General features: G+C 68.0%; 23 protein-coding genes. 9 read left to right on the forward strand and 14 right to left on the reverse strand.

Translation table 11 applies throughout. The annotated features are described in order from the left end of the window. Positions 1 to 30 precede the first annotated feature (30 nt). The 3 genes from ACXN5S_RS02665 to ACXN5S_RS02675 are packed head-to-tail and all read left to right on the forward strand — an operon-like array spanning position 31 to position 3,783. Positions 31 to 1,530 (forward strand): UxaA family hydrolase, encoded by a 1,500-nt coding sequence (locus tag ACXN5S_RS02665; RefSeq protein WP_458603835.1) that lies wholly within the window; start codon positions 31 to 33, stop codon positions 1,528 to 1,530. A gap of 11 nt (positions 1,531 to 1,541) precedes the next feature. Beyond that, complete coding sequence (locus ACXN5S_RS02670) at positions 1,542 to 2,576, forward strand: NAD(P)-dependent alcohol dehydrogenase (RefSeq protein WP_458604074.1); 1,035 nt, start codon at positions 1,542 to 1,544, stop codon at positions 2,574 to 2,576. Between the two features lie 22 nt (positions 2,577 to 2,598). After that, positions 2,599 to 3,783, forward strand: a complete 1,185-nt coding sequence (locus ACXN5S_RS02675; RefSeq protein WP_458603836.1) for an MFS transporter — start codon at positions 2,599 to 2,601, stop codon at positions 3,781 to 3,783. Between the two features lie 3 nt (positions 3,784 to 3,786). On the opposite strand, the gene ACXN5S_RS02680 is transcribed toward ACXN5S_RS02675, so the two are convergent. Next, positions 3,787 to 4,611, reverse strand: a complete 825-nt coding sequence (locus tag ACXN5S_RS02680) for a TolB family protein (protein ID WP_458603837.1) — start codon at positions 4,609 to 4,611, stop codon at positions 3,787 to 3,789. 134 nt (positions 4,612 to 4,745) lie between these two features. Here ACXN5S_RS02680 and ACXN5S_RS02685 point away from each other — a divergent pair, with 134 nt between their 5' ends. The 3 genes from ACXN5S_RS02685 to ACXN5S_RS02695 are packed head-to-tail and all read left to right on the forward strand — an operon-like array spanning position 4,746 to position 6,431. Beyond that, on the forward strand, positions 4,746 to 5,078 hold the full coding sequence (locus ACXN5S_RS02685) for an ArsR/SmtB family transcription factor (protein ID WP_458603838.1): 333 nt from the start codon (positions 4,746 to 4,748) through the stop codon (positions 5,076 to 5,078). After that, positions 5,075 to 5,548: an SRPBCC domain-containing protein gene (locus tag ACXN5S_RS02690; protein WP_458603839.1), complete on the forward strand. Its 474-nt coding sequence runs from the start codon at positions 5,075 to 5,077 to the stop codon at positions 5,546 to 5,548. Before ACXN5S_RS02685 ends, ACXN5S_RS02690 begins: the two co-directional genes overlap by 4 nt. 10 nt (positions 5,549 to 5,558) lie before the next feature. Next, entirely contained in the window at positions 5,559 to 6,431 is an 873-nt protein-coding gene (locus tag ACXN5S_RS02695) for a 4-(cytidine 5'-diphospho)-2-C-methyl-D-erythritol kinase (RefSeq protein ID WP_458603840.1), read from the forward strand. A gap of 12 nt (positions 6,432 to 6,443) precedes the next feature. Here the strand turns inward: ACXN5S_RS02695 and ACXN5S_RS02700 are convergent, their stop codons facing one another. The 13 genes from ACXN5S_RS02700 to pyk all read right to left on the reverse strand — a co-directional run bounded on the left by ACXN5S_RS02700 (position 6,444) and on the right by pyk (position 18,324). Next, positions 6,444 to 6,941 (reverse strand): hypothetical protein, encoded by a 498-nt coding sequence (locus ACXN5S_RS02700; RefSeq protein WP_458603841.1) that lies wholly within the window; start codon positions 6,939 to 6,941, stop codon positions 6,444 to 6,446. Next, on the reverse strand, positions 6,941 to 7,555 hold the full coding sequence (gene plsY, locus ACXN5S_RS02705; RefSeq protein WP_458603842.1) for a glycerol-3-phosphate 1-O-acyltransferase PlsY: 615 nt from the start codon (positions 7,553 to 7,555) through the stop codon (positions 6,941 to 6,943). Before plsY ends, ACXN5S_RS02700 begins: the two co-directional genes overlap by 1 nt. After that, on the reverse strand, positions 7,552 to 8,835 hold the full coding sequence (gene pyrC, locus ACXN5S_RS02710) for a dihydroorotase (RefSeq protein ID WP_458603843.1): 1,284 nt from the start codon (positions 8,833 to 8,835) through the stop codon (positions 7,552 to 7,554). The genes plsY and pyrC overlap by 4 nt, the downstream gene beginning before the upstream one ends. Then, the gene (locus tag ACXN5S_RS02715; protein ID WP_458603844.1) at positions 8,832 to 9,473 is read right to left on the reverse strand and encodes a hypothetical protein; all 642 of its coding nucleotides are present in this window, start codon (positions 9,471 to 9,473) and stop codon (positions 8,832 to 8,834) included. Before ACXN5S_RS02715 ends, pyrC begins: the two co-directional genes overlap by 4 nt. A gap of 93 nt (positions 9,474 to 9,566) precedes the next feature. Then, a complete protein-coding gene (locus tag ACXN5S_RS02720) occupies positions 9,567 to 10,526 on the reverse strand; it encodes an aspartate carbamoyltransferase catalytic subunit (RefSeq protein ID WP_458603845.1) in 960 nt (319 codons plus the stop codon). Between the two features lie 337 nt (positions 10,527 to 10,863). Continuing rightward, positions 10,864 to 11,304 (reverse strand): large conductance mechanosensitive channel protein MscL, encoded by a 441-nt coding sequence (gene mscL, locus ACXN5S_RS02725; protein WP_458603846.1) that lies wholly within the window; start codon positions 11,302 to 11,304, stop codon positions 10,864 to 10,866. 81 nt (positions 11,305 to 11,385) lie between these two features. Beyond that, positions 11,386 to 13,779, reverse strand: a complete 2,394-nt coding sequence (gene pheT, locus ACXN5S_RS02730; protein WP_458603847.1) for a phenylalanine--tRNA ligase subunit beta — start codon at positions 13,777 to 13,779, stop codon at positions 11,386 to 11,388. Between the two features lie 105 nt (positions 13,780 to 13,884). Further along, a complete protein-coding gene (locus ACXN5S_RS02735) occupies positions 13,885 to 14,166 on the reverse strand; it encodes a YrhK family protein (RefSeq protein ID WP_458603848.1) in 282 nt (93 codons plus the stop codon). A 359-nt stretch (positions 14,167 to 14,525) separates the two neighbouring features. Further along, positions 14,526 to 15,596 (reverse strand): phenylalanine--tRNA ligase subunit alpha, encoded by a 1,071-nt coding sequence (gene pheS / locus ACXN5S_RS02740; protein ID WP_458604075.1) that lies wholly within the window; start codon positions 15,594 to 15,596, stop codon positions 14,526 to 14,528. A 321-nt stretch (positions 15,597 to 15,917) separates the two neighbouring features. Then, positions 15,918 to 16,280, reverse strand: a complete 363-nt coding sequence (gene rplT / locus ACXN5S_RS02745) for a 50S ribosomal protein L20 (RefSeq protein ID WP_458603849.1) — start codon at positions 16,278 to 16,280, stop codon at positions 15,918 to 15,920. Between the two features lie 18 nt (positions 16,281 to 16,298). Continuing rightward, the gene (gene rpmI, locus ACXN5S_RS02750; protein ID WP_458603850.1) at positions 16,299 to 16,499 is read right to left on the reverse strand and encodes a 50S ribosomal protein L35; all 201 of its coding nucleotides are present in this window, start codon (positions 16,497 to 16,499) and stop codon (positions 16,299 to 16,301) included. Between the two features lie 124 nt (positions 16,500 to 16,623). Beyond that, positions 16,624 to 16,848: a hypothetical protein gene (locus ACXN5S_RS02755; RefSeq protein WP_458603851.1), complete on the reverse strand. Its 225-nt coding sequence runs from the start codon at positions 16,846 to 16,848 to the stop codon at positions 16,624 to 16,626. Positions 16,849 to 16,878: 30 nt separating this feature from the next. Then, entirely contained in the window at positions 16,879 to 18,324 is a 1,446-nt protein-coding gene (gene pyk, locus ACXN5S_RS02760) for a pyruvate kinase (RefSeq protein WP_458603852.1), read from the reverse strand. A 174-nt stretch (positions 18,325 to 18,498) separates the two neighbouring features. On the opposite strand from pyk, the gene ACXN5S_RS02765 reads away from it, so the two are divergent. The 3 genes from ACXN5S_RS02765 (at position 18,499) to ACXN5S_RS02775 (ending at position 23,167) form a co-directional block, all read left to right on the forward strand. Continuing rightward, entirely contained in the window at positions 18,499 to 19,260 is a 762-nt protein-coding gene (locus ACXN5S_RS02765; protein WP_458603853.1) for an N-formylglutamate amidohydrolase, read from the forward strand. Between the two features lie 65 nt (positions 19,261 to 19,325). Further along, complete coding sequence (locus ACXN5S_RS02770) at positions 19,326 to 19,628, forward strand: DUF1244 domain-containing protein (RefSeq protein ID WP_458603854.1); 303 nt, start codon at positions 19,326 to 19,328, stop codon at positions 19,626 to 19,628. A gap of 116 nt (positions 19,629 to 19,744) precedes the next feature. Then, positions 19,745 to 23,167 carry a rhamnosyltransferase WsaF family glycosyltransferase gene (locus tag ACXN5S_RS02775; protein WP_458603855.1) on the forward strand — a complete coding sequence of 1,141 codons (3,423 nt, stop codon included), beginning with the start codon at positions 19,745 to 19,747 and terminating at the stop codon, positions 23,165 to 23,167. The last annotated feature ends 17 nt before the right edge of the window (positions 23,168 to 23,184 follow it).

Below are 23,184 nucleotides of genomic sequence, written 5' to 3' on the forward strand. Positions count from 1 at the left end.
GAAGGATTGTCTGACAATCCTCGAGCCCCAATGCCTACCGCCCTGCGCCTGCACCCCGACGACGACGTGGCCATCGCCCTCGCCGACCTCCCCCCGGGAACAGAGGTCGAAGGCGTGCGCCTCGCCGAGCCGGTCAAGCGCGGCCACAAGCTCGCGCTACGGCCCCTCACCCCTGGCGACATTGTCCGCCGCTACGGCCAGGTGATCGGCCAGGCCACGGCGCCCATTGCCCCGGGCTCCCATGTCCACAGCCACAACCTCGGCATGGCGGAGCACTCCGGCACCGCAACCTCCACCGCCGCACCTCTCCCTCCAGCCACAGAGCATCGGACTTTCGACGGCTACCACCGCGCCGATGGCACGGTCGGCACTCGCAACTACCTCGGCATCGTCACGACAGTGAACTGCTCCGGCTCCGTGGCCAAGTTTATCGCCGAGGCGGTCGAGCGCAGCCCCTGGTTCGCCGAGATGAGCCATGTCGACGGCATCGTGCCCATCACCCACGGCTCCGGCTGCGCGATGGATATGGAGGGCGAGGGCTATGCCACGCTCTTCCGCACGCTCTCTGGCTACGTGCAGCACCCGAACTTCGGGGGCGTCCTGCTTGTCGGCCTCGGGTGCGAGGCGATGCAGGTGCCGGCGCTGGTCGGCAAGGGCCGGATGCGCGAGGACATGAACTTCCGCTACATGACCATTCAGGCGACCGGCGGCACCAAGGCCACCATCGAGGCGGGGGTGGCGCAGATCCGCGAGATGGCCGAGGTGGCGAACCGGGCGCGCCGCGCCCCCGCGCCGCTCTCCAAGCTCATGCTCGGCATGCAATGCGGCGGGTCAGACGGCTATTCCGGCATCACCGCCAACCCCGCGCTCGGCGCCGCCTCTGACCTCTTGGTGCGCCACGGCGCCACGACGCTGCTCAGCGAAACGCCCGAGATCTACGGGGCCGAGCATCTGCTCACCGCCCGCGCCGCCAGCCCCGAGGTCGCCGAGGCGCTGATGGCGCGCATCGCGTGGTGGGAGCGCTACGCCGCCCTGCACGGCGGCAAGATGGACAACAACCCCTCCCCCGGCAACAAGCGCGGCGGGCTGACGACGATCCTCGAGAAATCGCTCGGCGCCGTCGCCAAGGGCGGCACCGCGCCGCTGGTCGAGGTCTGCGGATTTGCCGAGCGGCCCACGCGCCCCGGCTTCGTCTTCATGGACAGCCCCGGCTACGACCCCGTCTCGGTCACCGGGCAGATCGCGGCGGGCAGCAACCTCATCGCCTTCACCACCGGGCGCGGATCGGTCTCTGGCTTCAAGCCGGCGCCGGGGCTGAAGCTGGCGACCAATAGCGAGATGTTCGCCCGGATGGAGGGCGACATGGATATCGACTGCGGCGATATCCTGGGCGGCACCAGCATTGAGGAAAAGGGCCGCGAGATCTTCGAGGCGCTGGTCGCCACCGCCTCTGGCAGGGAAACGAAAAGCGAGGCACTTGGCTTCGGCGGGGCGGAATTCGTGCCCTGGCAAATCGGAGCAGTGATGTGAGTGAGGGACAGATGGCCGAAGCGCTGGTGCTGGAAGAGAAGGGCAAGCTCGCCCTGCGGGAGATCGAGCTGAAAACGGCGCCGGGCCCCGGCGAGGTTGCCATCGAGATCGACACGGTCGGCATCTGCGGCAGCGACGTGCATTACTACACCCATGGCCGCATCGGCCAGTTCGTCGTCGAGGCGCCCATGGTGCTGGGCCACGAGGCCGCCGGCACCGTCACCGCGCTGGGCGAGGGGGTGACTGGCCTCGCCGTGGGCGACCGGGTGTGCATGGAGCCGGGCGTGCCCGACCCGCGCAGCAGGGCGAGCCGGCTGGGGATGTACAACGTCGACCCCGCCGTCACCTTCTGGGCCACGCCGCCGGTGCATGGCGTGCTGACAAAGACCGTCACCCACCCCGCCGAATATTGCTTCAAGCTGCCCGAGCACGTCAGCTTCGCCGAGGGGGCTATGGTCGAGCCCTTCGCCATCGGCATGCAGGCCGCGGCCAAGGCGGGCATCACCCCCGGCGACACGGCGGCAGTGATCGGCTGCGGACCGATCGGCATCATGGTGGCGCTGGCCGCGCTGGCGGGCGGCTGCTCGAAGGTCATCATCGGTGACCTTGCCGAAGAGAAGCTGGCCATCGCCGCCAGCTATGACGGCATCGAGACGGTCAACATCCGCGCGCGCCCGCTGGCCGAGGCCGTCGCCGAGGCGACGGATGGCTGGGGCGCCGATATCGTCTTCGAATGCGCCGGCGCGCCGCCCGCCTACAAAACCATGTTCGACAGCCTGCGCCCCGGCGGCATCGCCGTGCTCGTGGGCCTGCCGGTCGAGCCGGTGCCCTTCGACACCAATGCCGCCATCGCGCGCGAGGCGACCATTCACACCGTCTTCCGCTATGCCAATGTCTTCGACCGTGCCGTGGCGCTGATCGCCTCGGGCAAGGTCGATCTCAAGCCGCTGATCTCGGAGACCTTCGCGTTCGCCGACAGCGTCGCCGCCTTCGAGCGCGCGGCAGAGGGGCGGCCGACGGATGTGAAGCTGCAGATCAAGCTGTGACCTTGGCGGCGGGCCCCCACAGATGAGCCCCGAGCATCGCGCCGTCGCGCGCTTTTACGTGACGCTCTACATGGTGCCCGCCGTCACCGTCACCTATCTGCCGATCTTCCTGCAAAACCGGGGCTTTACCGACAACCAGATCGGCGCCTTCACCTCGCTGCCCTTCTTCGCGATGCTGATGACGGCGATCCTGTTCGGCCGGCTGGCCGACCGGGCGAAGGACTGGAAGCAGGCGATCACGCTTGGCTACGGGCTCGCCTTCCTCGCCACGCTTCCGCTGTTCCTCGCCCGCGAGTGGCCCGTCTGGCCGCTGCTTGCCCTGTGGATGCTCACCGCCGTGCCCGCCGGCGTGGTGGGGCCGGTGGCCGATGCGGCGTCGATCCGGCTGTCGCGGCGCAAGGGCTTCTCCTTCGGGCAGGTGCGGGGGCTGGGCACCGTGGGCTTCCTCACCATCTGTCTCGTCACCGGCTGGGCCGTCTCGCGCTGGGGCGACACCGCCTTTCTCTGGTTGCTGCTCGCCGCGGCGGCGCTGCGCTTCTGGCACGCCTGGCGGCTGCCGGTGATGCGCGAGGCCGGGGCGGCCCGGCCGAGCGGCAGCGGCAAGGTTCTTTCTGTCGAGCTGCTCAGCCAGCTCAAGCTCTGGGTGCTGCTGCCGCTCGTCGGCGGGGCCATCATCCTTGGCACGCATATGGTGATGAACGCGTTTTCCGCCCTGGTCTGGGCCGAGCAGGGCATCTCGGGCACCACCATCGGTGCGCTGGTCGCGCTGGGCGCGGCGGCCGAGGCGACGACGATGCTGCTCTGGTCGAAGCTCGAGGCCCGCTTCTCGGCCCGCACGCTCATCCTGCTCGCTGCCGCCAGCGCCTGCCTGCGCTGGGGCGCCATGGCGCTGACGCCGCCGGTCTGGCTGCTCTGGCCGCTGCAGCTGACGCAGAGCATGACCTTCACGGGTGCGCTGCTCGGCTGTCAGTATTTCATCGCCAACCGCACCGAAGAGACGGTCGCGGCCGAAGCGCAAAGCCTGTTCGGTGTGATGCAGCAGGGGATGTCGGTGCTCATCATCGCCGGTTTCGGCGCGCTCTTCAGCGTGTTCGGCGATATCTCTTTCCTCGCCACCTCGCTGGCCTGTGCGCTGGTGGTGCCGATGGTTCTGCTCAGCTTCCGCCTGCAGGGCGACGAGGTGAAGGTCGAGGCGCCGGCCGCCTGACGGTTATTCCGGCTCGTAGCGCATGAAGGCGAAGCGGCTGCCATCGGGCGACCAGCAGGGCACGTTGATCGAGCCCTGACCGCCGAAGAGCGACACCAGCGTGCGGATCTCTCCGGTCTCGGGCATCAGCAGGCGCAGCTCGACATCGTGGTCGCGCGGATGGCCGGTGACGCCTTCCTCATAGGCGAGATACAGCACCTCCGGCCCGGTGGGGCGGGGATGGGGGAACCAGTTGACCCGCTCGTCGCGCGTCATCTGCTGCAGATCCGTGCCGTCGGGGCGGACACGCCAAAGGTCCATGCTGCCGCCGCGGTCGGAATTGAACCATATGAAGGCGCCATCGGGCGTGTAATCCGGCCCGTCGTAATGGTCGCCGGTGCTGCCGGTCACCCGCAGCTCGTCGCCGCCCTCCGCCGCGCAGGTGCAGATCCAGAATTCATCGTCACGCACGGCGGTATAGGTGTGCCGGGCGCCATCGGGCGACCAGCCGTGCCACCACGAGGGGATGTCCTTCGTCACCCGCGTGGCCGTGCCGCCGCCGGCGGGCAGGGTGTAGATGCAGCTCTTGCCCGGCGTGTGCGACGAGACGACGAAGGTGGTGCCGTCGGGCGAGATGCCGTGGTCGTTGTTCAGCTTCGCCGCCTCGCCTGTCTCGACGGGCTGCAGCGCCGGCGCCTCCATCGGCACCTGGAACAGGCCTCCATCGCCGTTGACCAGCAGGTAGCTGCCATCGGGCGCCCAGTTCGGCGCCTCGATCAGCTGCTCCGTGGTGAGCAGCGTCGTGACCGTTCCGGTCGCCAGCTCGTAGATCTCCAGATGCGATGTCATGCCGTCCCCCCAAGCTCTTGCGCATTTATGGGTGGCCGTCTGGCTGACGGCAAGTCTGGCTGGGGGCTTCACGGCGCTTGACAGGTGCGCACAATGATAAATGATCCTTTATATAAAGAATCACGGAATCATTGATGCCCCTCGACGCCGCCTTCGCCGCCCTGTCCGACCCCACGCGCCGCGCCATCCTTGCCCGGCTGGCCGAGGGCGAGGCGACGGTGAAGGACATCGCCCGCCCCTTCGAGATGAGCCAGCCGGCCATCTCGCATCACCTCAAGGTGCTGGAAGGGGCCGGCCTCATCACCCGCCGCGTGGCCGGCAGCAGCCGGCCCTGTCGGCTCGCGCCGGGTGCCCTGGCGGATATGGACAGCTACCTCGCCCAGCTGCGGACCGCCCTGGAGGCCAATTACGCGCGGCTCGACAGCCTTCTTGAGACCCTCACACCGAATGACGGAGACAAGACATGAGCGCCCTGACCCTCGAACGCGTGGGCGACAGCAATGTCGTCATCACCCGCCACTTCGCCGCCCCACCCGAGGCGTTGTTCCGCGCGCACACAGAGGCCGATCTCGTGCAGCAATGGATGCTCGGGCCCCCGGGCTGGACGATGCCGAATTGCCTCTGCGAGCCCGTGCCGGGCGGTAACATCCGCTACGACTGGGCGCATCCCGAGCAGGGCAGCTTCTACCTCACCGGCGAATTCATCGCGCTGGAGCGGCCGCACCGCATCGTACATGTGGAGCGCATGCACCTGCCCGATCCCACGCCCGACAACCGGATCGAGACAACCTTCGAGCCCGAGGGGACTGGCACGAAGATGACCATGCGGATGACCCTGCCCAGCCAGGAGGCGCGCGAGCAGATGCTGGCGACGGGCATGGATCAGGGCATGGAGACCAGCTACCAGAGCCTCGAAGCGCTGCTGGAGCGCATCTGAGGGAGAGCGCGTGGCGGAGAACGAGGCGAAACCGGGCGAGCTGCTGCTGCACGCGCCGGCCAAGGTGAACCTGGCGCTGCGCGTCACCGGGCGGCGGGCGAATGGCTACCACGAGCTGTCATCGCTCGCCGTCTTCGCCGGGGCGGGGGACAAGCTTCGCCTCGCGCCGGATGACGCGCTTTCGCTGGTTGTGGAGGGACCGTTCGCCGGAGGTGTGCCCGTGGACTCCGGCAACCTGGTCCTGAAGGCGGCGGAGGCGCTGCGCCGGGCGCGCGGTGTGACCGCTGGCGCCCGGATCACGCTGACGAAGCATCTGCCGCATGGCGCTGGCATCGGCGGCGGCTCGTCGGATGCGGCGGCGGCGATCACCGGGCTGGCGTCGCTCTGGGGCGTGGCTCCGCTCTCGGGGGAGGAGGCACTGGCGCTCGGCGCCGACCTGCCGGTCTGCCTCGCCGCGCCGGCGCCGCAGCTGATGGGCGGCATCGGAGAGCGGCTGGCGCCCGCGCCGGCTCTGCCGGCCTGCGGCCTCGTCCTCGCGAACCCCGGCGTGCCGGTCCCGACCGGGCCGGTCTTCAAGGCGCTGAACGGCCGCTTCGGTGCGCCGTTGCCCGCGCTGCCGGAGGGCATCGACTTCCCCCGCCTCTGCGCCTGGCTCGCCGCTGCGGGCAACGATCTGGCGGCCCCGGCGGAGCAGATCTGCCCAGAGATCACGGCAACTCGAGCTGCGCTTTCCGCTGCTCCTGCCTCTGGCATGTCTGGCTCTGGCGCCACCTGCTGGGCGCTGGCGGAGAGCGCCTCCGCTGCGGCGCGGCTCGCCGAAGAGCTCGGCCGGGCGCAGCCCGACTGGTGGGTTTGGGGCGGTGAGGTTCTGCCCGCGCGCTAAGCGCAGGCGAGGCTACTGGTCGGAGACCGGCGTGTAGAACTGCCCGCGATCCGCGACGATGGCCATCACGCAGGGCGCGGCGCCGTAGCTGTCGCAATGGGTGCCGTGGCGCTGCAGCAGGATCACGGCGGGCAGGTACGAATTCTGCCGAACCACCTCCCAGCCCCAGCCCTGCCAGCTCGCCGTGGCGCCGCTGTCGAGCACGAAATGCACCGGCGCGCCGCCGGTGCCGCCCCAGAGCGAGGCGGCGCGCGAGCAGTAGATGTAGTTGAAATCTATGACCAGATCGTCCGGCCCGTTGCCGGCATTGTCGCCATCGAGATCCTCTTCGATCAGCGAGCCGGGCTGAAACTCCAGCTCGCCGCCGTCCGTCTCGCGGTCGCATTGCTCGGCGGCGTCGGCCACGATCTCGGCCCCGGCGGGGAAGACCTGCTGCAGCCAGCTGATATCGTCCTGCGCCAGCGCGGCACCGGGCAGCAGGGCGGCGATGAGGCAGAGGGCGCGGCGCATCACTTCGATCCGATCTTCGGCTCCGTCCCGGCGGTGAGCCGGGCGATATTGGAGGAATGGCGCAGGAAGATGATCACCGCCAGCGCAAGGCACAGCACCGCCACCTCGGGCCAGCCCAGCAGTGCCGCCAGCACGGGCGAGAGCGCCGCGGCGAGGAGGGCGGAGAGCGAAGAATAACGCGTCAGCGCCGCGACGGCGAGCCAGATCACGCAGGCGATCAGCCCCAGCGGCCAGACCAGCGCGAGCAGGATGCCAAGGAAGGTCGCCACGCCCTTGCCGCCGCGAAAGCCCAGCCAGACGGGAAAGCAATGCCCGAGCAGCGCCGCGAAGCCCGCCAGCTGCGCCGCATCGGGCCCGCCCAGCCAGCCGGCCAGCAGCACCGCTACGGCACCCTTGGCGCCGTCGAGGATCAGCGTCAGCGCTGCGGCGCGCTTGTTGCCCGTGCGCAGCACATTGGTCGCGCCGATATTGCCCGAGCCGATCTTGCGCAGATCCCCAAGGCCCATCGTGCGCGCCAACAGCACGCCGAAGGGGATCGAGCCCAGCAGGTAGCCCATCACGGTGAGCAGCAGCAGCCAGAGCGGCGGCGTCGTCATCTCGGGCAGAAACATCATCCGAACATTCTTTCTCCGCCGACCCAGGTGCCCAGCACCTTGCCCTGAAGTCGGGCACCGTCAAACGGGGTATTTCGCGATTTGCTGTGGAGAGTCTCGCGGTCGAGCACGAAGGGCGCGTTCTCGTCGAAGAGCACCAGATCCGCCGGCGCGCCCTTCGCCAGCCGACCGCTTGGCAGGCCCAGCCGCAGGGCCGGGTTGCGCGACAGGGCGCGGAACAGCTGGGTCAGGCCAAGGTGGCCGCCATGCACCAGCCGCAGCGAGGCGGGCAGCAGCGTCTCCAGCCCCACGGCGCCAGAGGCGGCAACCTCGAAGGGCAGGCGCTTGGATTCCTCGTCCTGCGGGGTGTGGAACGAGCAGATCACGTCGATCAGGCCAGAGGCGACGGCCTCCACCGCTGCCATGCGGTCATCCTCGCTGCGCAGGGGCGGGGTGAGTTTGAAGAAGGTGCGGTAATCGGCGACGTCGAACTCGTTCAGCGTCAGGTGATGCACCGAGATGCCGGCGGTGATGTCGAAGCCGTTGGCCTTGGCCCGCTCCAGCGCCGGCAGGGCGCGGGCGGTGGTGATCTGGTCGGCATGGTAGCGCGCCCCGGTCATCTCGATCAGGGCGATGTCGCGGTCGAGCGCCATACGCTCTGCCATCGGGCTGATATGCGGCAGGCCGCGCAGCGAGGCGAACTTGCCCGCCGTGGCCACCCCGCCGGCGGAAAGCCCCGGCTCCTGCACATGGCCGATGACGAGGGTGCCGAGCGCGCGGGCATAGGTGAGCGCCCGCTGGTACACCTTGGTGTCTTCCACCACGCGCAGCCCGTCGGTGAAGGCGACCGCGCCGGCATCCATGAGGAAGCCGATCTCGGTCATCTCGCGCCCCTCACGTCCCTTGGTGAGCGCGGCCATGGGGCGCACGCGGGCGCGGGAATCCTCGCGGGCGCGGCGGGATACGAATTCCAGCACTTCGGGGGTGTCGATGGTGGGGGACGTGTCAGGCCGGGTGACCATGGTGGTCACGCCGCCCGCCACGGCGGCGAGGCCGGCGGAGCGGAAGCTCTCCTTATGGCGCTCGCCGGGCTCAGAGACCTTCACGCCCAGATCGACGATACCGGGGGCAAGGGCGGCGCCGCCGCAATCGAGCCGCTCGGTTCCGGGGAAGGCGCCCTCTTCCACGGCACCGGCGATCACTTCGGCAATCTCGCCGCCACGGATCAGCAGGGCGCCGCGGGCGGGCGCCTCGGCCTCGGGGTCGATCAGCCGGGCATTGGTCAGCAGCAGGTCGCTCATTCGCCCGCGTCGCCCTCGGGCTCGCCATCATCCAAATCGCGAGGATGGTAGTGTTCCGCATCTTCCTGGGCGTTGGCGGCGTCGATCAGCGCCTGGCTGGCGAGCCGGTAGACCTCGCTCCCCTCTTCGATCAGGCGGAAACCGACGGGGGCCGAGATGGTGGCGATGGACGAGCCGGTGGCGCGGCGCACATCGCGGCTGGCACGCTGCCGGTACTCGGATTCGGCGAACCACACGTTCTGCAGCCCGGTGATGTCATCCTCGACCGCGAGCTTTTCGGCCAGCAGCGGGTAGCGGCTGCGATGCTGCCCGAAGAAGCTGTCGGTCACATAGGCGGCGCGGTCGGTCAGAGTGTATCGGCTGGCGCGCCGGCGCTGCGCATCGGCGAGGATCCGGCCCACGGTGAACCAGAGCCCGAAGAGCAGCGCGACGGCCTCGATCACGGGGATCTGGCCGGACGGGCCGCCGTCGCGTGTTGTCCAGATGACGATGCGGATGATGGGGAAGAGCAGCAGGAGTGCCCCAATGGCACCTTCGGTGGACTTGATGTCCGACCAGAGCAGGCGGCCGTCGGGCCTGCCCTGCCAGAGCACGGTCTCGCCCGGCCCGATCTCGCCCTGCCCATCCGGCTCGCGCATCAGTTCTCGCCGCCTCTTGCCCCAGATCCCATGCTGCAATGCCGTACATTCTGCGCCGCGGTTTCGCCAGACCCAAGCTGGCGGGCGCGGCGCTCATGTGGCCGTTTCGGCGCCCCGGGCATTGGCGGTCTTCAGATTTTCCGCCAGCAGTTCCATCGCCGCCATGCGCACGGCGACGCCCATCTCGACCTGCGTCTGGATGACGGAGCGGTTGATATCGTCGGCGATGGTGCCGTCGATCTCTACCCCGCGGTTCATGGGGCCGGGATGCATGACGATGGCGTCGTCCTTGGCATAGGCGAGCTTGGCGGCGTCGAGCCCGTAGCGGTGGTAATACTCGCGCTCGGAGGGGATGAAGCCGCCATCCATGCGCTCTTTCTGCAGGCGGAGCATCATGACGACATCGGCGCCGCGCAGCCCTTCCTCCATGCTCTCGAACACCTCGACGCCCAAGTCCGCGATGCCCGGCGGCATCAGCGTGGGCGGGCCGACGAGGCGCAGGCGGTTCTCCATCTTGCCGAGGAGGAGGAGGTTGGAGCGGGCGACGCGGCTATGGGCGATGTCCCCGCAGATGGCGATGGAGAGGCGATGCAGCCGGCCCTTGGCGCGGCGGATGGTGAGCGCATCGAGCAAAGCCTGCGTGGGGTGCTCGTGGCGGCCATCGCCGGCGTTGAGCACGGCGCAGTTCACCTTCTGGGCGAGCAGATCGACGGCGCCGGAATGCGGGTGCCGCACGACCAGCAGGTCGGGCCGCATGGCGTTGAGCGTGAGGGCGGTGTCGATCAGCGTCTCGCCCTTCTTCAGCGAGGACGAGGCCATCGACATGTTCATGACATCGGCGCCGAGCCGCTTGCCGGCCAGCTCGAAGCTCGCCTGCGTGCGAGTGGAAGCCTCGAAGAACATGTTGATCTGGGTGAGCCCGGCGAGCTTGCGCTCGGGCTTGAGGCCGTCGCGCATCTGGTCGGCATGGATCTCGGCACGGTCGAGCAGCGCCACGATCTCGTCCTGGCCAAGCGGCTCGATGCCGAGGAGATGTCGGGCGCGGAAGGTCATCGGTCGGTCCCCTTGGGGCGAGGTCATGCCCCGGCGCGAGGACGGATGCAACATCGTTGGATGCCGGGCGGGGCATTGAAGGCGCGAGGAGTGTCGCAACGCTCCGGCTGTATCCCCCGCGCGGAATCAAGGCCTTCAGGCCGCCGCGCGAGCGCCTGCCCGTCCCCGCGGGCTGGCGCTCTGGTTGGGCTTGGCGCTTCGCGGGTAGCGGGGAGGGGCGTGGCGGGCATAAAGCGCGCAGCGGCGCCGTTGTGGCGCCACCCCACGGGCAGGCGTGAGAGCGGGGCGCGTGTGGCGGGCCGGGGAAGGCAGGTTACAAACCCACCACGCCTCTCGCCTAAGCCTCGCCCCGAGGCTTCAGCAGATCGCGGATATCCGTCAGCAGCTCTTCCTGCGTCGGGCCCTTCGGCGCCGCCGGCACGGGTTCGCCCTTTTCGACCTTGGCATCCTTGATCCGGTTCACCGCCTTGACCAGCATGAACACCACAAGCGCGATGATCAGGAAGTTGATCACCGCCGTCACGAACGCCCCGTAGGCGAAGATCGCGGCCCCGCTCTCGCGGGCCGTCGCCAGCCCCGCGTCGGCCGGCACTTCGCCCGACATCACCACGTACATGTCGGAGAAATCGACCCCGCCGAGGATCAGCCCGATCACCGGGTTGATGAGGTCGTTGACGAGGCTTTGCACGATAGCCGTGAAGGCCGCGCCGATGATGATCCCCACGGCGAGGTCCATGACATTGCCCTTGGCAATGAAGTCGCGAAATTCCTTGATCATTGTCCCACTCCCTCAAACGCGCGGCCCCGCCGCATTCTCTGCGGCGAGGCTAGCGCATGTCCTGTGACATGGGCAGAGGAATTAGCCGCGAAGCGCGCCGCCCGTGGCTTTCGAGACCTTGTCGACGACCTTGGCCGCCACGGCCTCGATCTCCTCGTCCGTCAGCGTGCCCGCCTTCGGTTCCAGCCGCACGGTGAAGGCCAGGCTCTTCTGCCCCTCCGCCAGCGACCCGCCTTCGAACTCGTCGAAGACCCGCACCTCGGAGATCAGCGCCTTGTCGGCGCCTTGCGCGGCATTCACCAGCACCTGCGCTTCGACGTCCTTCGGCAGCACGAAGGCGAAGTCACGCTCGACCGCCTGGAAGGCGCTGGCCTCCAGCGCCGGGCGGGCGGGGGACTTGGCGCGGGGCAGGGGCACCTCCTCCGGCGAGAGGGTGAAGGCGACCACCGGCCCCTTCACATCCATCGCCGCCAGCACCTTGGGATGCAGCGCGCCGAAGGTGCCCATGACCTTCTTCGGCCCAAGGCAGAAGCGCCCGTGCCGGCCGGGATGCCACCAGCCCTCGCCGCCGCGCATCACCTGCATCTTCGCCGGCGCGCCCATGGCCGAAAGCACGGCCTCGGCATCGGCCTTGGCGTCGAAGACATCCTCGGCCCGGCTCTCGCCGTGCAGATCCTTCGGGCCGGTCTTGCCAACCCAGATGCCGGCGATCTGCCAGTCCTCGTCCCCCGGCTCGCCGCCGGAGAAGACATGGCCAACCTCGAAGAGCCCGAAATCCGCCTGCCCGCGCGCCTGGTTGCGCGCCGCGGCGGCCAGAAGGCCGGGCAGCAGCGAGGGGCGCATGTGCGACATGTCGGTGGAGATCGGGTTCTCCAGCGCCGTGGCCTCATCGCCACCACCGAAGAGCTGGGCCGCGCCTGCCTCGATGAAGCTGTAGGTGACGCATTCGTTGTAGCCGAGCGCCGCCGCCTGCCGCCGCGCGAAGCCGAGGCGCCGCTGCATCGGCGTCAGCACCGGCTTCGGCACGCCGGGCACCTGCGGCATGGGCTTGCCCTGCAACTTCGTCAGGGACGCCACGCGCGCCACCTCCTCCACGAGGTCCGCCTCGCCCTGCACATCCGGCCGCCAGCTCGGCACGGAGGCCATGTCGCCATCCAGCGTGAAGCCGAGCGCCTCCAGCGTCGCGCGCTGCTCCTCGGCCGGGATCTCCATGCCGACGAGGCTGACCACGCGGTCGGTGTCGAGCTTGTAGGAGCGCGACGTGTCGGGCACCTCGCCCACCTGGATCATCTCGCTGGCCTCGCCGCCGGCGATGTCCACGATCATGCGCACGGCGCGGGCCAGCCCCTCGGGCGTGAAGGCCGGATCGACCCCGCGCTCGAAGCGGTAGCGCGCATCGGAATGCACCTTCAGGGCGCGGCCGGTGTAGGCGATCTGCACCGGGTCCCAATAGGCGCTCTCGACGATCACGTCCGTCGTCTCCAGCTCGCTGCCGGAATGCTCGCCGCCCATGATGCCGGCGATGCTCTCGGGGCCGTTGTCATCGCCGATCACCATCTGCCCCGGCTGGAAGCGGTAGGTCTTGCCGTCGAGCGCCAGCAGCTCCTCGCCGCCCTCGGCCCGGGAAACGCGGATCGCGCCTTTCACCTTGGCCGCGTCGAAGACGTGCAGCGGGCGGTTGAGATCGTAAGTGAAGAAGTTCGTCACATCGACGAGGAAGTTGATCGGCCGCAGCCCGATCGCCTTCAGCCGCGCCTGCAGCCACGCCGGGCTCGGCCCGTTCTTCACGCCGCGAATGACGGTCGCGCAGAAGAGCGGGCAGCCGTCGCGGGTGTCGTCATCGACGCTGATCTGCAGATCGGAGGTGAAGGCGGGCGCCACCGGCTCGAAGGGAACCTCCTTCAGCTTGCCCAGCCCCCGCGCCGCGAGGTCGCGGGCGATGCCGCGCACGCCGAGCGCGTCGGGCCGGTTGGGGGTGATGGCGATCTCGATCACCGGGTCGACGGCCTCGGGCCGGTTCGCGGCCAGCCAGTCGGCGAATTCCTCGCCGACCTCGCCGGAGGGCAGCTCGATGATGCCGTCATGCTCGTCGGACAGCTCCATCTCGCGCTCGGAGGCCATCATGCCGTGGCTCTCGACGCCCCGGATGTTGCCGACGGAGATCGTGATATCGAGCCCCGGCACATAGGCGCCCGGCTTGGCGACGACCACGGTGATCCCCTCGCGGGCATTGGGCGCACCGCAGACGATCTGCTTCGGGCCCTCGTCCGTCTCCACCTGGCAGACGCGCAGGCGATCCGCATCGGGGTGCTGGGCGGCAGCGGTGACCTTGCCGATGGTGAAGCCTTTCAGCTTCTCGGCGGGGTCTTCGATGCCCTCGACCTCCAGCCCGAGGTCGGTCAGCGCCTCGGCGATCTCGGCCACGGAGGCGGAGGTTTCCAGATGGTCCTTCAGCCAGGAGAGGGTGAATTTCATAGGTGGTCTCCTTTGCGGGGCGCGGGGGCCCCTCGTCTCTCGTAGGGTGCGTGCTCGTCACGCACCTTCGGCCAGTGTTTGGTTCGGTGCGTGCGAGCACGCACCCTACGACCGGTATCTCTTGGCGAGGTCTGCGTCGTCGCCCATCCGGTAGAGCTTGATCTCGCGCACCAGCCGGATGGTCGGCTTGGCGCCGAAGAGGATCGAGCCGATGAGGAAGAACCACGTGCCCATGGTCGTCCACGAGCTGTAGAAGAACATGACCGACCCGACGATAAAGCAGAGCGCCGCGCTGAAATCGACGAAGGTATAGACGATCTCGTAGCGCGCCCAGAGACGCTTGGACGCCTCGTTCTGCTGGCGGCGGTCGGGGTGGAAGAGGGGCATTGTATTTCAATCCTCTTGACGGACAGGAAGCCGTAATCTGGCCTAAGTCGCTGAAAAAGCTTGTCTTATTGCCAGAAAACGTCTAAAATGATCTATACGATCACTCCCCTCAGCAGGTCGTATAGGAGCCGAAAAATGAGTGAGAAACTCCGCGAGTTCTTCGCCGCCGCGAATCGCTTTTTTGCAAGCAATATCAATCGCTTGCAAGACTCTGCGCGTCGGGCGCGTCCGAGTTGGGTATTGTAGGCCGTTCGCCTGCGGCTCACTCGCTCGGCTGCGCCTCGCGCCTTCAATACCCAACTCGGAGGCCTCGACACTTGTCAAGGGTAAATCTGCATTCCTCACAGTAATTTGAATTATCACCTATTCAAACCCCCAGCCAACCCCGGCTGATCCAGCGACGCAAATCCATAGTGCCGCAGCCACCGCAGGTCGCTGTCGAAGAACGCCCGCAGATCCGGGATGCCGTATTTCAGCATCGCCAGCCGGTCGATGCCCATGCCGAAGGCGAAGCCCTGGTACTCGTTCGGGTCGATGCCGGCGTTGCGCAGCACGTTGGGGTGCACCATGCCGCTGCCCAGAACCTCCAGCCAGTCGTCGCCCTCGCCCACCTTCACGGTGCCATTGTCCCACGCGCATTGCACGTCGACCTCCGCCGAAGGCTCGGTGAAGGGGAAGTGCGAGGCGCGGAAGCGGGTCTTCACGTCGGTGCCGAAGAAGGCGGTGAAGAACTGCTCCAGCACCCATTTGAGGTTGGCCATCGAGATGTCCTTGTCGATGGCGAGGCCCTCGATCTGGTGGAACATCGGGGTGTGCGTCTGGTCGTAATCGGCGCGGTAGACGCCGCCGGGGCAGATGATGCGGATGGGGGCGCCGCTCTTCTCCATCGTGCGGATCTGCACGGGGGAGGTGTGGGTGCGCAGCACGGCCGGTGGGCGGTTATCCCCCTCGGCGCGGCGCATGTAGAACGTGTCCATCTCCGCGCGGGCCGGGTGGTGGCCGGGGATGTTGAGCGCGTCGAAATTGTACCAGTCGCTCTCCACCCTCGGCCCCTCGGCCACCGAGAACCCGAGGGAAGCGAAGATCGCCGTGACCTCTTCCATCACCTGGCTGATCGGGTGGACCGTGCCTGCCGGGCGCCGCCGCGCCGGCAGCGTCACGTCGAGCCATTCGCCGCGCAGCCGCTCTTCCAGCGCCGCATCGGCCAGCGCCGTCTTGCGGGCGACGAGGGCACTGTTCAGCTCGTCCTTCAGGGCGTTGAGCGCGGGGCCGGCGGTCTGCCGTTCTTCGGGCGTCATCTTGCCCAGCTCGCGCATCTTCAGGCTGACTTCGCCCTTCTTGCCGAGCGCTGCGATCCGCACCTCTTCGATCGCGGCCTCGTCAGAGGCATCCGCGATGGCGGAGAGGTATTTCGCTTTGAGATCGTCCATCATGGGGGCCCTCTTTTCGTTGGGCTGGTGCTACGGTCTTCGCCCCGCGCGCGCAAGCGCGGGCCGGATGCATGGGCCGCCCCCGAAGGTCTCTGCTGTCAGTGGATGCGTGGCGTCAGGCGCCCAATCCGGCAGAGGCCCCCGGGGGCCTGCTAAAGAGCCGGAACGTGATGGCGCAGATCGTCATGGACAGATCATCTAGCAGAGCCGCGGCGTTTTGCAAGCCTGGGGCTCCGCGCCTGGCGAGGCGGACCAGGGAGCTTCAAAGCAAAAGGCCGCCCCGAGGGACGGCCTTTCGTATTCCATAGGTGAGCGTGAAGCTCAGGCCAGGGCCTTCTTCGCCTGGTCGACGATGGCGCCGAACGCCTCGGGCTCGTGCACGGCGAGATCGGCGAGGACCTTGCGGTCGACTTCGATGCCAGCCAGCGACAGGCCGTTGATGAAGCGGCTGTAGGTCAGCGCTTCGTCATGGCTGCGCACGGCGGCGTTGATCCGCTGGATCCACAGGGCACGGAACGTGCGCTTGCGGTTCTTGCGGTCGCGCGTGGCGTATTGGTTGGCCTTGTCGACGGCCTGCTTGGCGACCTTGAAGGTGCTGCCGCGGCGGTCGTAATAGCCCTTCGCCTGGTCGAGGACCTTCTTGTGGCGACGGTGGGTAACGGGGCCGGTCTTGGTGCGGGACATGTCTCAAACTCCTCCGGTTCAGCGCGCGTACGGCATCATCGGCTTGATGATACCTTCGTCGGCCTTCGACAGGGTCGTCGTGCCGCGAGCGTTGCGAATGAACTTGGTGGAGCGCTTGATCATGCCATGGCGCTTGCCGGCCTGACCCGCGATGACCCGGCCAGAGGCCGAGACCTTGAACCGCTTCTTGCAGCTCGATTTCGTCTTCATCTTCGGCATTTCCATCTCCTTTTCGGATCTTCTGGCGCGACTCGGCAATGCCGGTAGGGGCCGGACGCGCGGATAGAGCGGGCCGTATAGGGGCAATGCGCCCATGTGGCAAGGGGCTGCGGGGCCTCGGAGCCTAGTTCATCATGTCGCCGATCACCCGCACGAAGGCGTCGGGGATCGTGGCGATGGTGTAGGTGCCAGGCGACTGGCGCATGGCGATGAAGATCAGCATGGCGGCGATGGCGATCATCACCGCCGCCATGCGCGGCGCCCGCCGTTCGATCAGCGCGCCGAAGATGGGCGGGATCGAGAGCCCGCCGATGACGATGCCGATGACGAAGTACAGATCGGCAGTCATTGCCAGGGCTCCCCGCTAGGTCGGGCGAGCCTATTCCGGCTCGGAGGCAAAGATCAAACGTTCCTCGCAAGGTGCGACGCGAAGGATGTTCGTCGAACCGGGCGTGTTGAAGGGCACACCGGCGGTGACGACGATGTTGTCCTTGTCTTCGGCAAGCCCCAGCGCCTTGGCGGCGCGCACCGCCTCGACCACCGCCATCTTGAAGCGGCTCACCTGGGGAACGACCACGCAATTGGTGCCCCAGACAAGGCAGAGCTGACGGGCCGTCTTCTCCATGTTGGTCATGGCGACGATCGGCACGCGCGGGCGCTCGCGGGCGACCATCAGCGCCGTGGTGCCGCTTTCGGAGAAGCAGCAGATGGCCTTCACCTGGGTCTTCTCGGCGATCTCACGCGCGGCGGCGGTGATCGCGCCGGCGACGGAAGAGCTGTCGGCCCGGCGGGAAGCCTCGATGATCTCAGTATAGGTCGGGTCGTTCTCGACCTCGGCGGCGACGTTATCCATCGTCTGAACCGCCTCGATCGGGTAGTCGCCGGCGGCGCTTTCTGCCGAGAGCATGATGGCATCGACGCCCTCGTAGATGGCGGCGGCCACGTCGCCCACTTCGGCACGGGTCGGCATCGGGCTTTCGATCATGCTCTCCAGCATCTGCGTCGCCACGATCACCGGCTTGGCGGCGGCCCGGCAAAGGCGTGTGAGGCGCTTCTGGATGGTCGGCACCGATTGTACCGGCATCTCGACGCCAAGGTCACCCCGGGCGACCATGATGCCGTCGGACACGGCGAGGATCTCTTCGAACGAACGCACCGCTGCGGGCTTTTCGATCTTCGACAGCACATTAGCGCGGCCCTTGGCGAGTGCCCGGGCCTCTTCTACATCCGCCGCGCGCTGCACGAACGACAGGGCCAGCCAGTCGATGCCGAGCTCGCAGACGAACTCGAGATCCTTCTTGTCCTTCGGCGACAGGGCGGCGAGCGGCAGCACCACGTCGGGCACGTTCACGCCCTTGCGGTTCGAGATGGTGCCGCCCACCAGCACTTCGCAATCGGCGAAATCGGCGCCGCAATCCTTCACCTTCAGGCGGATCTTGCCGTCGTTGACGAGCAGCGAGGCGCCAGGCTCCAGCGCATCGAAAATCTCCTTGTGGGGCAGCTGCACGCGGGTCGCGTCGCCCGGCGTTTCGTCGAGATCGAGGCGGAAGCTCTGTCCGTCTTCCAGCTCGGCCGAGCTGTCGGCGAAGGTGCCGACGCGCAGCTTGGGGCCCTGAAGGTCGGCCAGGATGGCGATGGGCGTGCCCAGATCGCTTTCCACCCGGCGGATGATCTCGTGCCGTTCGCGGATCTCGTCATGGCTGCCGTGGCTCATGTTGAGGCGGAAGACATCGGCGCCGGCATCGACCAGCGCGCGGATCACCTCGTAGGTCGAGGACGACGGGCCGAGGGTGGCGACGATCTTCACATTGCGATGGCGTTTCATGGCATCTAGCCCCTTGTTCGGTCAGGCCGGCCCTCAGGCCGGCCGATCTGTCTTTCGGCATACAGACGGGCCGCCGTTAACGCTAACAGCCCCTTCGCACGCCTTATCGCGCGATTTCCATTTGCTCACAACTAGCCTAAGTCGCCTTTCGGCAAGATGACAGGTACAAGCTAGATGACCGAAACCGGCAAAAATGCCGATAATGCCTATGAAACCATCGGTGAGGCGCGGCCTGGCCGCTGGCTGGTGACGTGTGATCACGCCACCAACATCGTGCCGCCCTGGGTGAATGGCGGCGATCTCGGCCTGCCGCCCGAGGATATGCTGCGCCACATCGCCTACGATCCCGGCGCCGCCGGCGTGACCCGCGCGCTGGCCGAGGCGCTCGACTCGCCCGCCATCCTCACCCGCTTCTCGCGCCTGGTGATCGACCCCAACCGGGGCGAAGACGACCCGACGCTGGTGATGAAGCTCTATGACGGCTCGGTCATCCCCGCCAATGCCAGGGTGGGCAAGGCTGGCAGAGAAGAGCGGCTGGAGCGGCTCTACCGCCCCTATCACCGCGCCTATGGCGACCTCGCAGCGCGCCGTCGCGACACGGCGATCGTCGCCATCCATTCCTACACGCCGCAACTGCGCAACCGCCCGCCGCGGCCCTGGCATCTAGGCGTGCTCACGGCGGATGAAGACCGGCGCCTGTCCGAGCCTCTGCTGGCACGCCTGGCGCGCGAGCCTCACCTCGTTGTGGGCGACAACGAGCCCTATGGCGGCCATATGCCCGGCGATTCCATCGACAAGCATTGCCTCGTCCCCGGTCGGCCGAACCTGCTGCTGGAAATACGGAACGACCTGATCGAAACCGAAGAGCAGCAGCGCGCCTGGGCCGAGCGGCTGGCGCCGATGCTGGTGGAAGCGCTGGCGCAGGCCGGCGTCTGAGCCGGCTGGGCTTTCACAGCCGCGCCGGGCACCTTACCTTCCCGGCAACCCCTGAGGAGGCCATCATGGACGACCAGACCCGTATCGAAATCGAAGCCGCCGCCTTTCGCCGTCTGCGCCAGCATCTCATCGAAGAGCGGCCCGACGTGCAGAACATCGACCTGATGAACATGGCCGGCTTCTGCCGCAATTGTCTGTCGCGCTGGTATCAGGAGGCCGCTGCCGAACGCGGCGTCGAGCTCTCGAAGGACGAGGCGCGCGAGGTCTACTACGGCGAGCCCTATGATGACTGGCGCGCCAAGCACCAATCTGAGGCCTCGCCCGAGGCCAAGGCGGCCTTCGCCGCCCGCGCGCCCGAAGGAAGCTGAACCGGCTGCCGCCGCCGTTTTCGGATTCTTAACCAAGCTGATTCCAAAATCCCCCATGTGAGCGGATCGCCCGGGCGCCGGGCTCGCCACCTGTCTGAGGGAGTGAGGAATCGGCAATGCGCAGCGTCATCCGCGATATCGGGCGGCTTCTCGATGGCTGGCGCCGTGAGCCGGCCAACCTGGCCGGTCAGGCGGGCGAGGGTGCGCCTCCGGCGCTGCTGGGCGCGTTCGATGCCGCCTTCTACCGGCTGACGAACCCCGATCTGCCGGCCATGGCGCCGCCCGCGCTGCTGGGGCATTTCCTCAGCACCGGCTGGCGCGAGGGGCGCGATGGCTGCGCCGGCTTCTCTCTGGCCGATTACCTCGATGCCAACCCCGATGTCGCCGCGGCGGGCATCAACCCGCTCGCCCATTACGTGCTCACCGGCAAGTCCGAGGGCCGCGAAGCCTGGCTCAGCCATTGGCGGCAGCAGGGCGCGCCCCGGGTCGAGGCGCGGCATCTGGCGCTGGTGGTGCCGCAATTCGATGCCACCGCCTATGCCGAGCGCCGGCCCGACCTGGCAGAGCTTGAGCCGGGCACGCTGGCCGCGCATTTCCTGATGGTAGGCTGGCGCGAGGGGCTCGACCCCAACGCCAACTTCTCGGTGCGGGAGTACCTCGGCCTCAACCCCGATGTGGCCGAGGCCGGGGTGAACCCCTTCCTGCATTTCCTGCAGGTCGGCCATGCCGAGGCGCGACCGCTGCATGGCCGCGAGGCGGGGCCCGGCCCGCAGCCGGTGGGCGAGGTGAGCGACGAGGATCTGGCGAATGTCGCGCCCTTCTTCGACGCCGCCTTCTACCGCGCCCGCCACCCGCATCTGGAAGGCGACGATGCCAGCCTCGCCCGCCATTACATGGTGGTGGGATGGCGGCAGGGGCACGACCCGTCGCCGGAATTCTCCACCTCGTACTACCTCGTCAACGCGCCCGATCTCATCGCGGCCGATATCAACCCGCTGCTGCACTATGCCCTCGCCGGCCGGGCAGAGGGCCGCGTCTGCGCCCCCACGCCCGACGATCACTCGCTGGCCGAGCGCGAGGGCAAGGATCTGGTCGATGCGCGCGATGTGTCTGCGCTGGGCGAGGCCGATCTCGAAGCGGTGATCGGCCAGTTCGACCCGGATTTCTACCGTGCCAGCAACGAGGATCTCGAAGGCTCCGACGCCGAGCTGCTGCTGCATTACATGACCCGCGGCTGGCGCGAGCGGCGCGACCCGTCGCCCAGCTTCTCGACCGGCTTCTACCTGGAGACCTACCCTGACATCGTGCAAAGCGGGGTGAACCCCTTCCTGCACTACCTGCTCTTCGGCCAGGCCGAGGGGCGGCGCGCCCATGCCGCCGCCGCTGTCGGCATCGGCTACAACCCCGCGGCCGATCTTGTGCCCGCCCTCTCTGCCGCCGTTTTGCCCGCCAGCCTTCCGGCCTCGCGCCGGCCGCCCACGCCGCCCTCGCGCATCAACACGCGGGCGATGGATATCCACTGGCTGGTGCCCGATTTCTCTCGCGGTGGCGGCGGTCACATGACCATCTTCCGCATGGTGCGCTTCCTTGAGCAATTCGGGCACCGCTGCACGATCTGGATCGACCAATCCTCGCTGCACGAAGATGCCGAGAGCGCCTGGGAAGACATCGTGAAGTACTTCCAATGCGTTCGGGCGCGGGTGCGCTTCGCCTCCGACGGGCTGGCCGAGGCGCGGGGCGACGTGATCCTCGCCACCGGCTGGTCGACGGCCTGGCAGGTCAAGGCGCTGCAGGGCTTCGCGCAGAAGTTCTACTTCGTGCAGGATCACGAGCCGGAATTCTTCCCGACCGGGGCAGAGGCGCTGCTGGCCCGTGCCACCTATGGCTTCGATCTGGCCTGCATCTGCGCCAGCCCCTGGCTGCAGCAGATGATGGAGCAACGCTACGGCCGCTGGGCGCGCGCCTTCTCGCTGGCCTACGATCCGGCCCATTACGACATCCACGACAAGCCCGGCCAGGCCCACCGTTACCAGCCGCCCAGCCCGCGCCGCCCGGCCCGCATTGCCGTTTACGCCCGCGCGCATACCGAGCGGCGCTGTGTCGACCTGGCGCTGCTGGCCCTGCAGGCGCTGGGCCGCGAGCGGCAGGATTTCGAGGTGCACTTCTTCGGGCAGCACAAGCTCGATTACGACGAGGCGCGCTTCCACGCGCAGGATCACGGCGTGCTCGACGCCGCCGCGCTGGCCGAGCTCTACAACAGCTGCGACATCGGCATCTGCTTCTCGGGCACCAATTATTCGCTCGTCCCGCAGGAGATGATGGCCTGCGGCCTGCCGGTGCTGGAGCTCGATGGCGAGAGCACGCGCGCCATCTTCCCCGAGGGCGTCACCGCCCTCGCGGGTCCGGAGCCGGCAGGCATCGCCGCCCGCCTCTCCGCCCTCATCGACGCGCCGGAAGACAGGCGCCGCCAGGCCGAGCGGGCGCTGGCCTGGGTGCGGCAATTCTCGTGGGAGCGTTCGGCCCGCGATGTCGAGGCGGCGATCGTCGAGCGTATTTCGGCAGAGCAGGCGCTCGCCGCCCCCGCCGGCATAAGACGCCGCCGCAAGCGCATGGATGTTGTGATCCCCACCTACAACGGCCTTGGCGAGATCGAACCGGTGATCGCCGCGCTCCGCGCGCAGAGCATGGCGGAGGAGATGCAGATCTTCTGCATCGACAGCTCCAGCGGCGACGGCACCGGCCCCTGGCTCGCGGCGCAGCGCGATGTCTCGCTCACCGTCATCCCGAAACAGAGCTTTCAGCACGGCCGCACCCGCAACCAGGCCGCGGCGCTGGGCGAGGCGCCGGTCATCGCCTTCCTCACCCAGGATGCCCGCCCCACCGGGCCCGACTGGGCCGCCGACTTGCTGCGGATGCTCGATCATCACGAGCGCGCCGCCGGCATCTTCGGCCGCCACAAACCCTATCCGCACCACCCTGCCTTCGTGCGTCGCGAGATCGAGCAGCATTTCGACAACATGCTGAAATACCCGCTCGCCCTCAGCCGCGAGACTGACCGTGCCCGCTGGGACAGCGGCGACAAGGGCTGGCGGCAGCTGCTGCATTTCTATTCCGACAACAATTCGGCCATGCGCCGCGACATCTGGCGTGACTTTCCCTATCCCGAGATCGACTACGGCGAGGATCAGGTCTGGGCGCGCGATATCATCGAGGCGGGCTTCACCAAGCTCTACGCCCCCACCGCCACCGTCTATCACAGCCACGATTTCGACCCCGAGCAGACCTATGAGCGCTGCCGCATCGAAGGCGGCTTCTTCTACCGCCACTTCGGCTACCAGCTCGGCGCCGGCAGTGCCGAAGAGGTCGCCGCCCGGGTCGAGCGCGAGCAGGCTGAGGTGAAGGCCCGCGCCGAGCGCGACGAGATGAGCGAAGAGGAGGTGGCGCGCCGCCTGGCCAATATCGCCGAGAAGTACCGCGGCTGGCGCGATGGGCTGCGCGAGGCGCTGCGGGGGGCCGCCAAGAGCATGCAGGCGGAATAGTCACATGTCAGGGGGAA

Source organism: Pseudoroseicyclus sp. H15, from assembly GCF_054353345.1.

Excerpts from the sequence above, each read along its gene's own strand:
- ACXN5S_RS02665 (WP_458603835.1), top strand. The coding sequence starts at position 31 with ATGCCTACCGCCCTGCGCCTGCACCCCGACGACGACGTGGCCATCGCC.
- ACXN5S_RS02670 (WP_458604074.1), top strand. The coding sequence starts at position 1,542 with ATGGCCGAAGCGCTGGTGCTGGAAGAGAAGGGCAAGCTCGCCCTGCGG.
- ACXN5S_RS02675 (WP_458603836.1), top strand. The coding sequence starts at position 2,599 with ATGAGCCCCGAGCATCGCGCCGTCGCGCGCTTTTACGTGACGCTCTAC.
- ACXN5S_RS02680 (WP_458603837.1), bottom strand. The coding sequence starts at position 4,611 with ATGACATCGCATCTGGAGATCTACGAGCTGGCGACCGGAACGGTCACG.
- ACXN5S_RS02685 (WP_458603838.1), top strand. The coding sequence starts at position 4,746 with ATGCCCCTCGACGCCGCCTTCGCCGCCCTGTCCGACCCCACGCGCCGC.
- ACXN5S_RS02690 (WP_458603839.1), top strand. The coding sequence starts at position 5,075 with ATGAGCGCCCTGACCCTCGAACGCGTGGGCGACAGCAATGTCGTCATC.
- ACXN5S_RS02700 (WP_458603841.1), bottom strand. The coding sequence starts at position 6,941 with ATGCGCCGCGCCCTCTGCCTCATCGCCGCCCTGCTGCCCGGTGCCGCG.
- plsY (WP_458603842.1), bottom strand. The coding sequence starts at position 7,555 with ATGATGTTTCTGCCCGAGATGACGACGCCGCCGCTCTGGCTGCTGCTG.
- pyrC (WP_458603843.1), bottom strand. The coding sequence starts at position 8,835 with ATGAGCGACCTGCTGCTGACCAATGCCCGGCTGATCGACCCCGAGGCC.
- ACXN5S_RS02715 (WP_458603844.1), bottom strand. The coding sequence starts at position 9,473 with ATGCGCGAGCCGGATGGGCAGGGCGAGATCGGGCCGGGCGAGACCGTG.
- ACXN5S_RS02720 (WP_458603845.1), bottom strand. The coding sequence starts at position 10,526 with ATGACCTTCCGCGCCCGACATCTCCTCGGCATCGAGCCGCTTGGCCAG.
- mscL (WP_458603846.1), bottom strand. The coding sequence starts at position 11,304 with ATGATCAAGGAATTTCGCGACTTCATTGCCAAGGGCAATGTCATGGAC.
- pheT (WP_458603847.1), bottom strand. The coding sequence starts at position 13,779 with ATGAAATTCACCCTCTCCTGGCTGAAGGACCATCTGGAAACCTCCGCC.
- ACXN5S_RS02735 (WP_458603848.1), bottom strand. The coding sequence starts at position 14,166 with ATGCCCCTCTTCCACCCCGACCGCCGCCAGCAGAACGAGGCGTCCAAG.
- pheS (WP_458604075.1), bottom strand. The coding sequence starts at position 15,596 with ATGGACGATCTCAAAGCGAAATACCTCTCCGCCATCGCGGATGCCTCT.
- rplT (WP_458603849.1), bottom strand. The coding sequence starts at position 16,280 with ATGTCCCGCACCAAGACCGGCCCCGTTACCCACCGTCGCCACAAGAAG.
- rpmI (WP_458603850.1), bottom strand. The coding sequence starts at position 16,499 with ATGCCGAAGATGAAGACGAAATCGAGCTGCAAGAAGCGGTTCAAGGTC.
- ACXN5S_RS02755 (WP_458603851.1), bottom strand. The coding sequence starts at position 16,848 with ATGACTGCCGATCTGTACTTCGTCATCGGCATCGTCATCGGCGGGCTC.
- pyk (WP_458603852.1), bottom strand. The coding sequence starts at position 18,324 with ATGAAACGCCATCGCAATGTGAAGATCGTCGCCACCCTCGGCCCGTCG.
- ACXN5S_RS02765 (WP_458603853.1), top strand. The coding sequence starts at position 18,499 with ATGACCGAAACCGGCAAAAATGCCGATAATGCCTATGAAACCATCGGT.
- ACXN5S_RS02770 (WP_458603854.1), top strand. The coding sequence starts at position 19,326 with ATGGACGACCAGACCCGTATCGAAATCGAAGCCGCCGCCTTTCGCCGT.
- ACXN5S_RS02775 (WP_458603855.1), top strand. The coding sequence starts at position 19,745 with ATGCGCAGCGTCATCCGCGATATCGGGCGGCTTCTCGATGGCTGGCGC.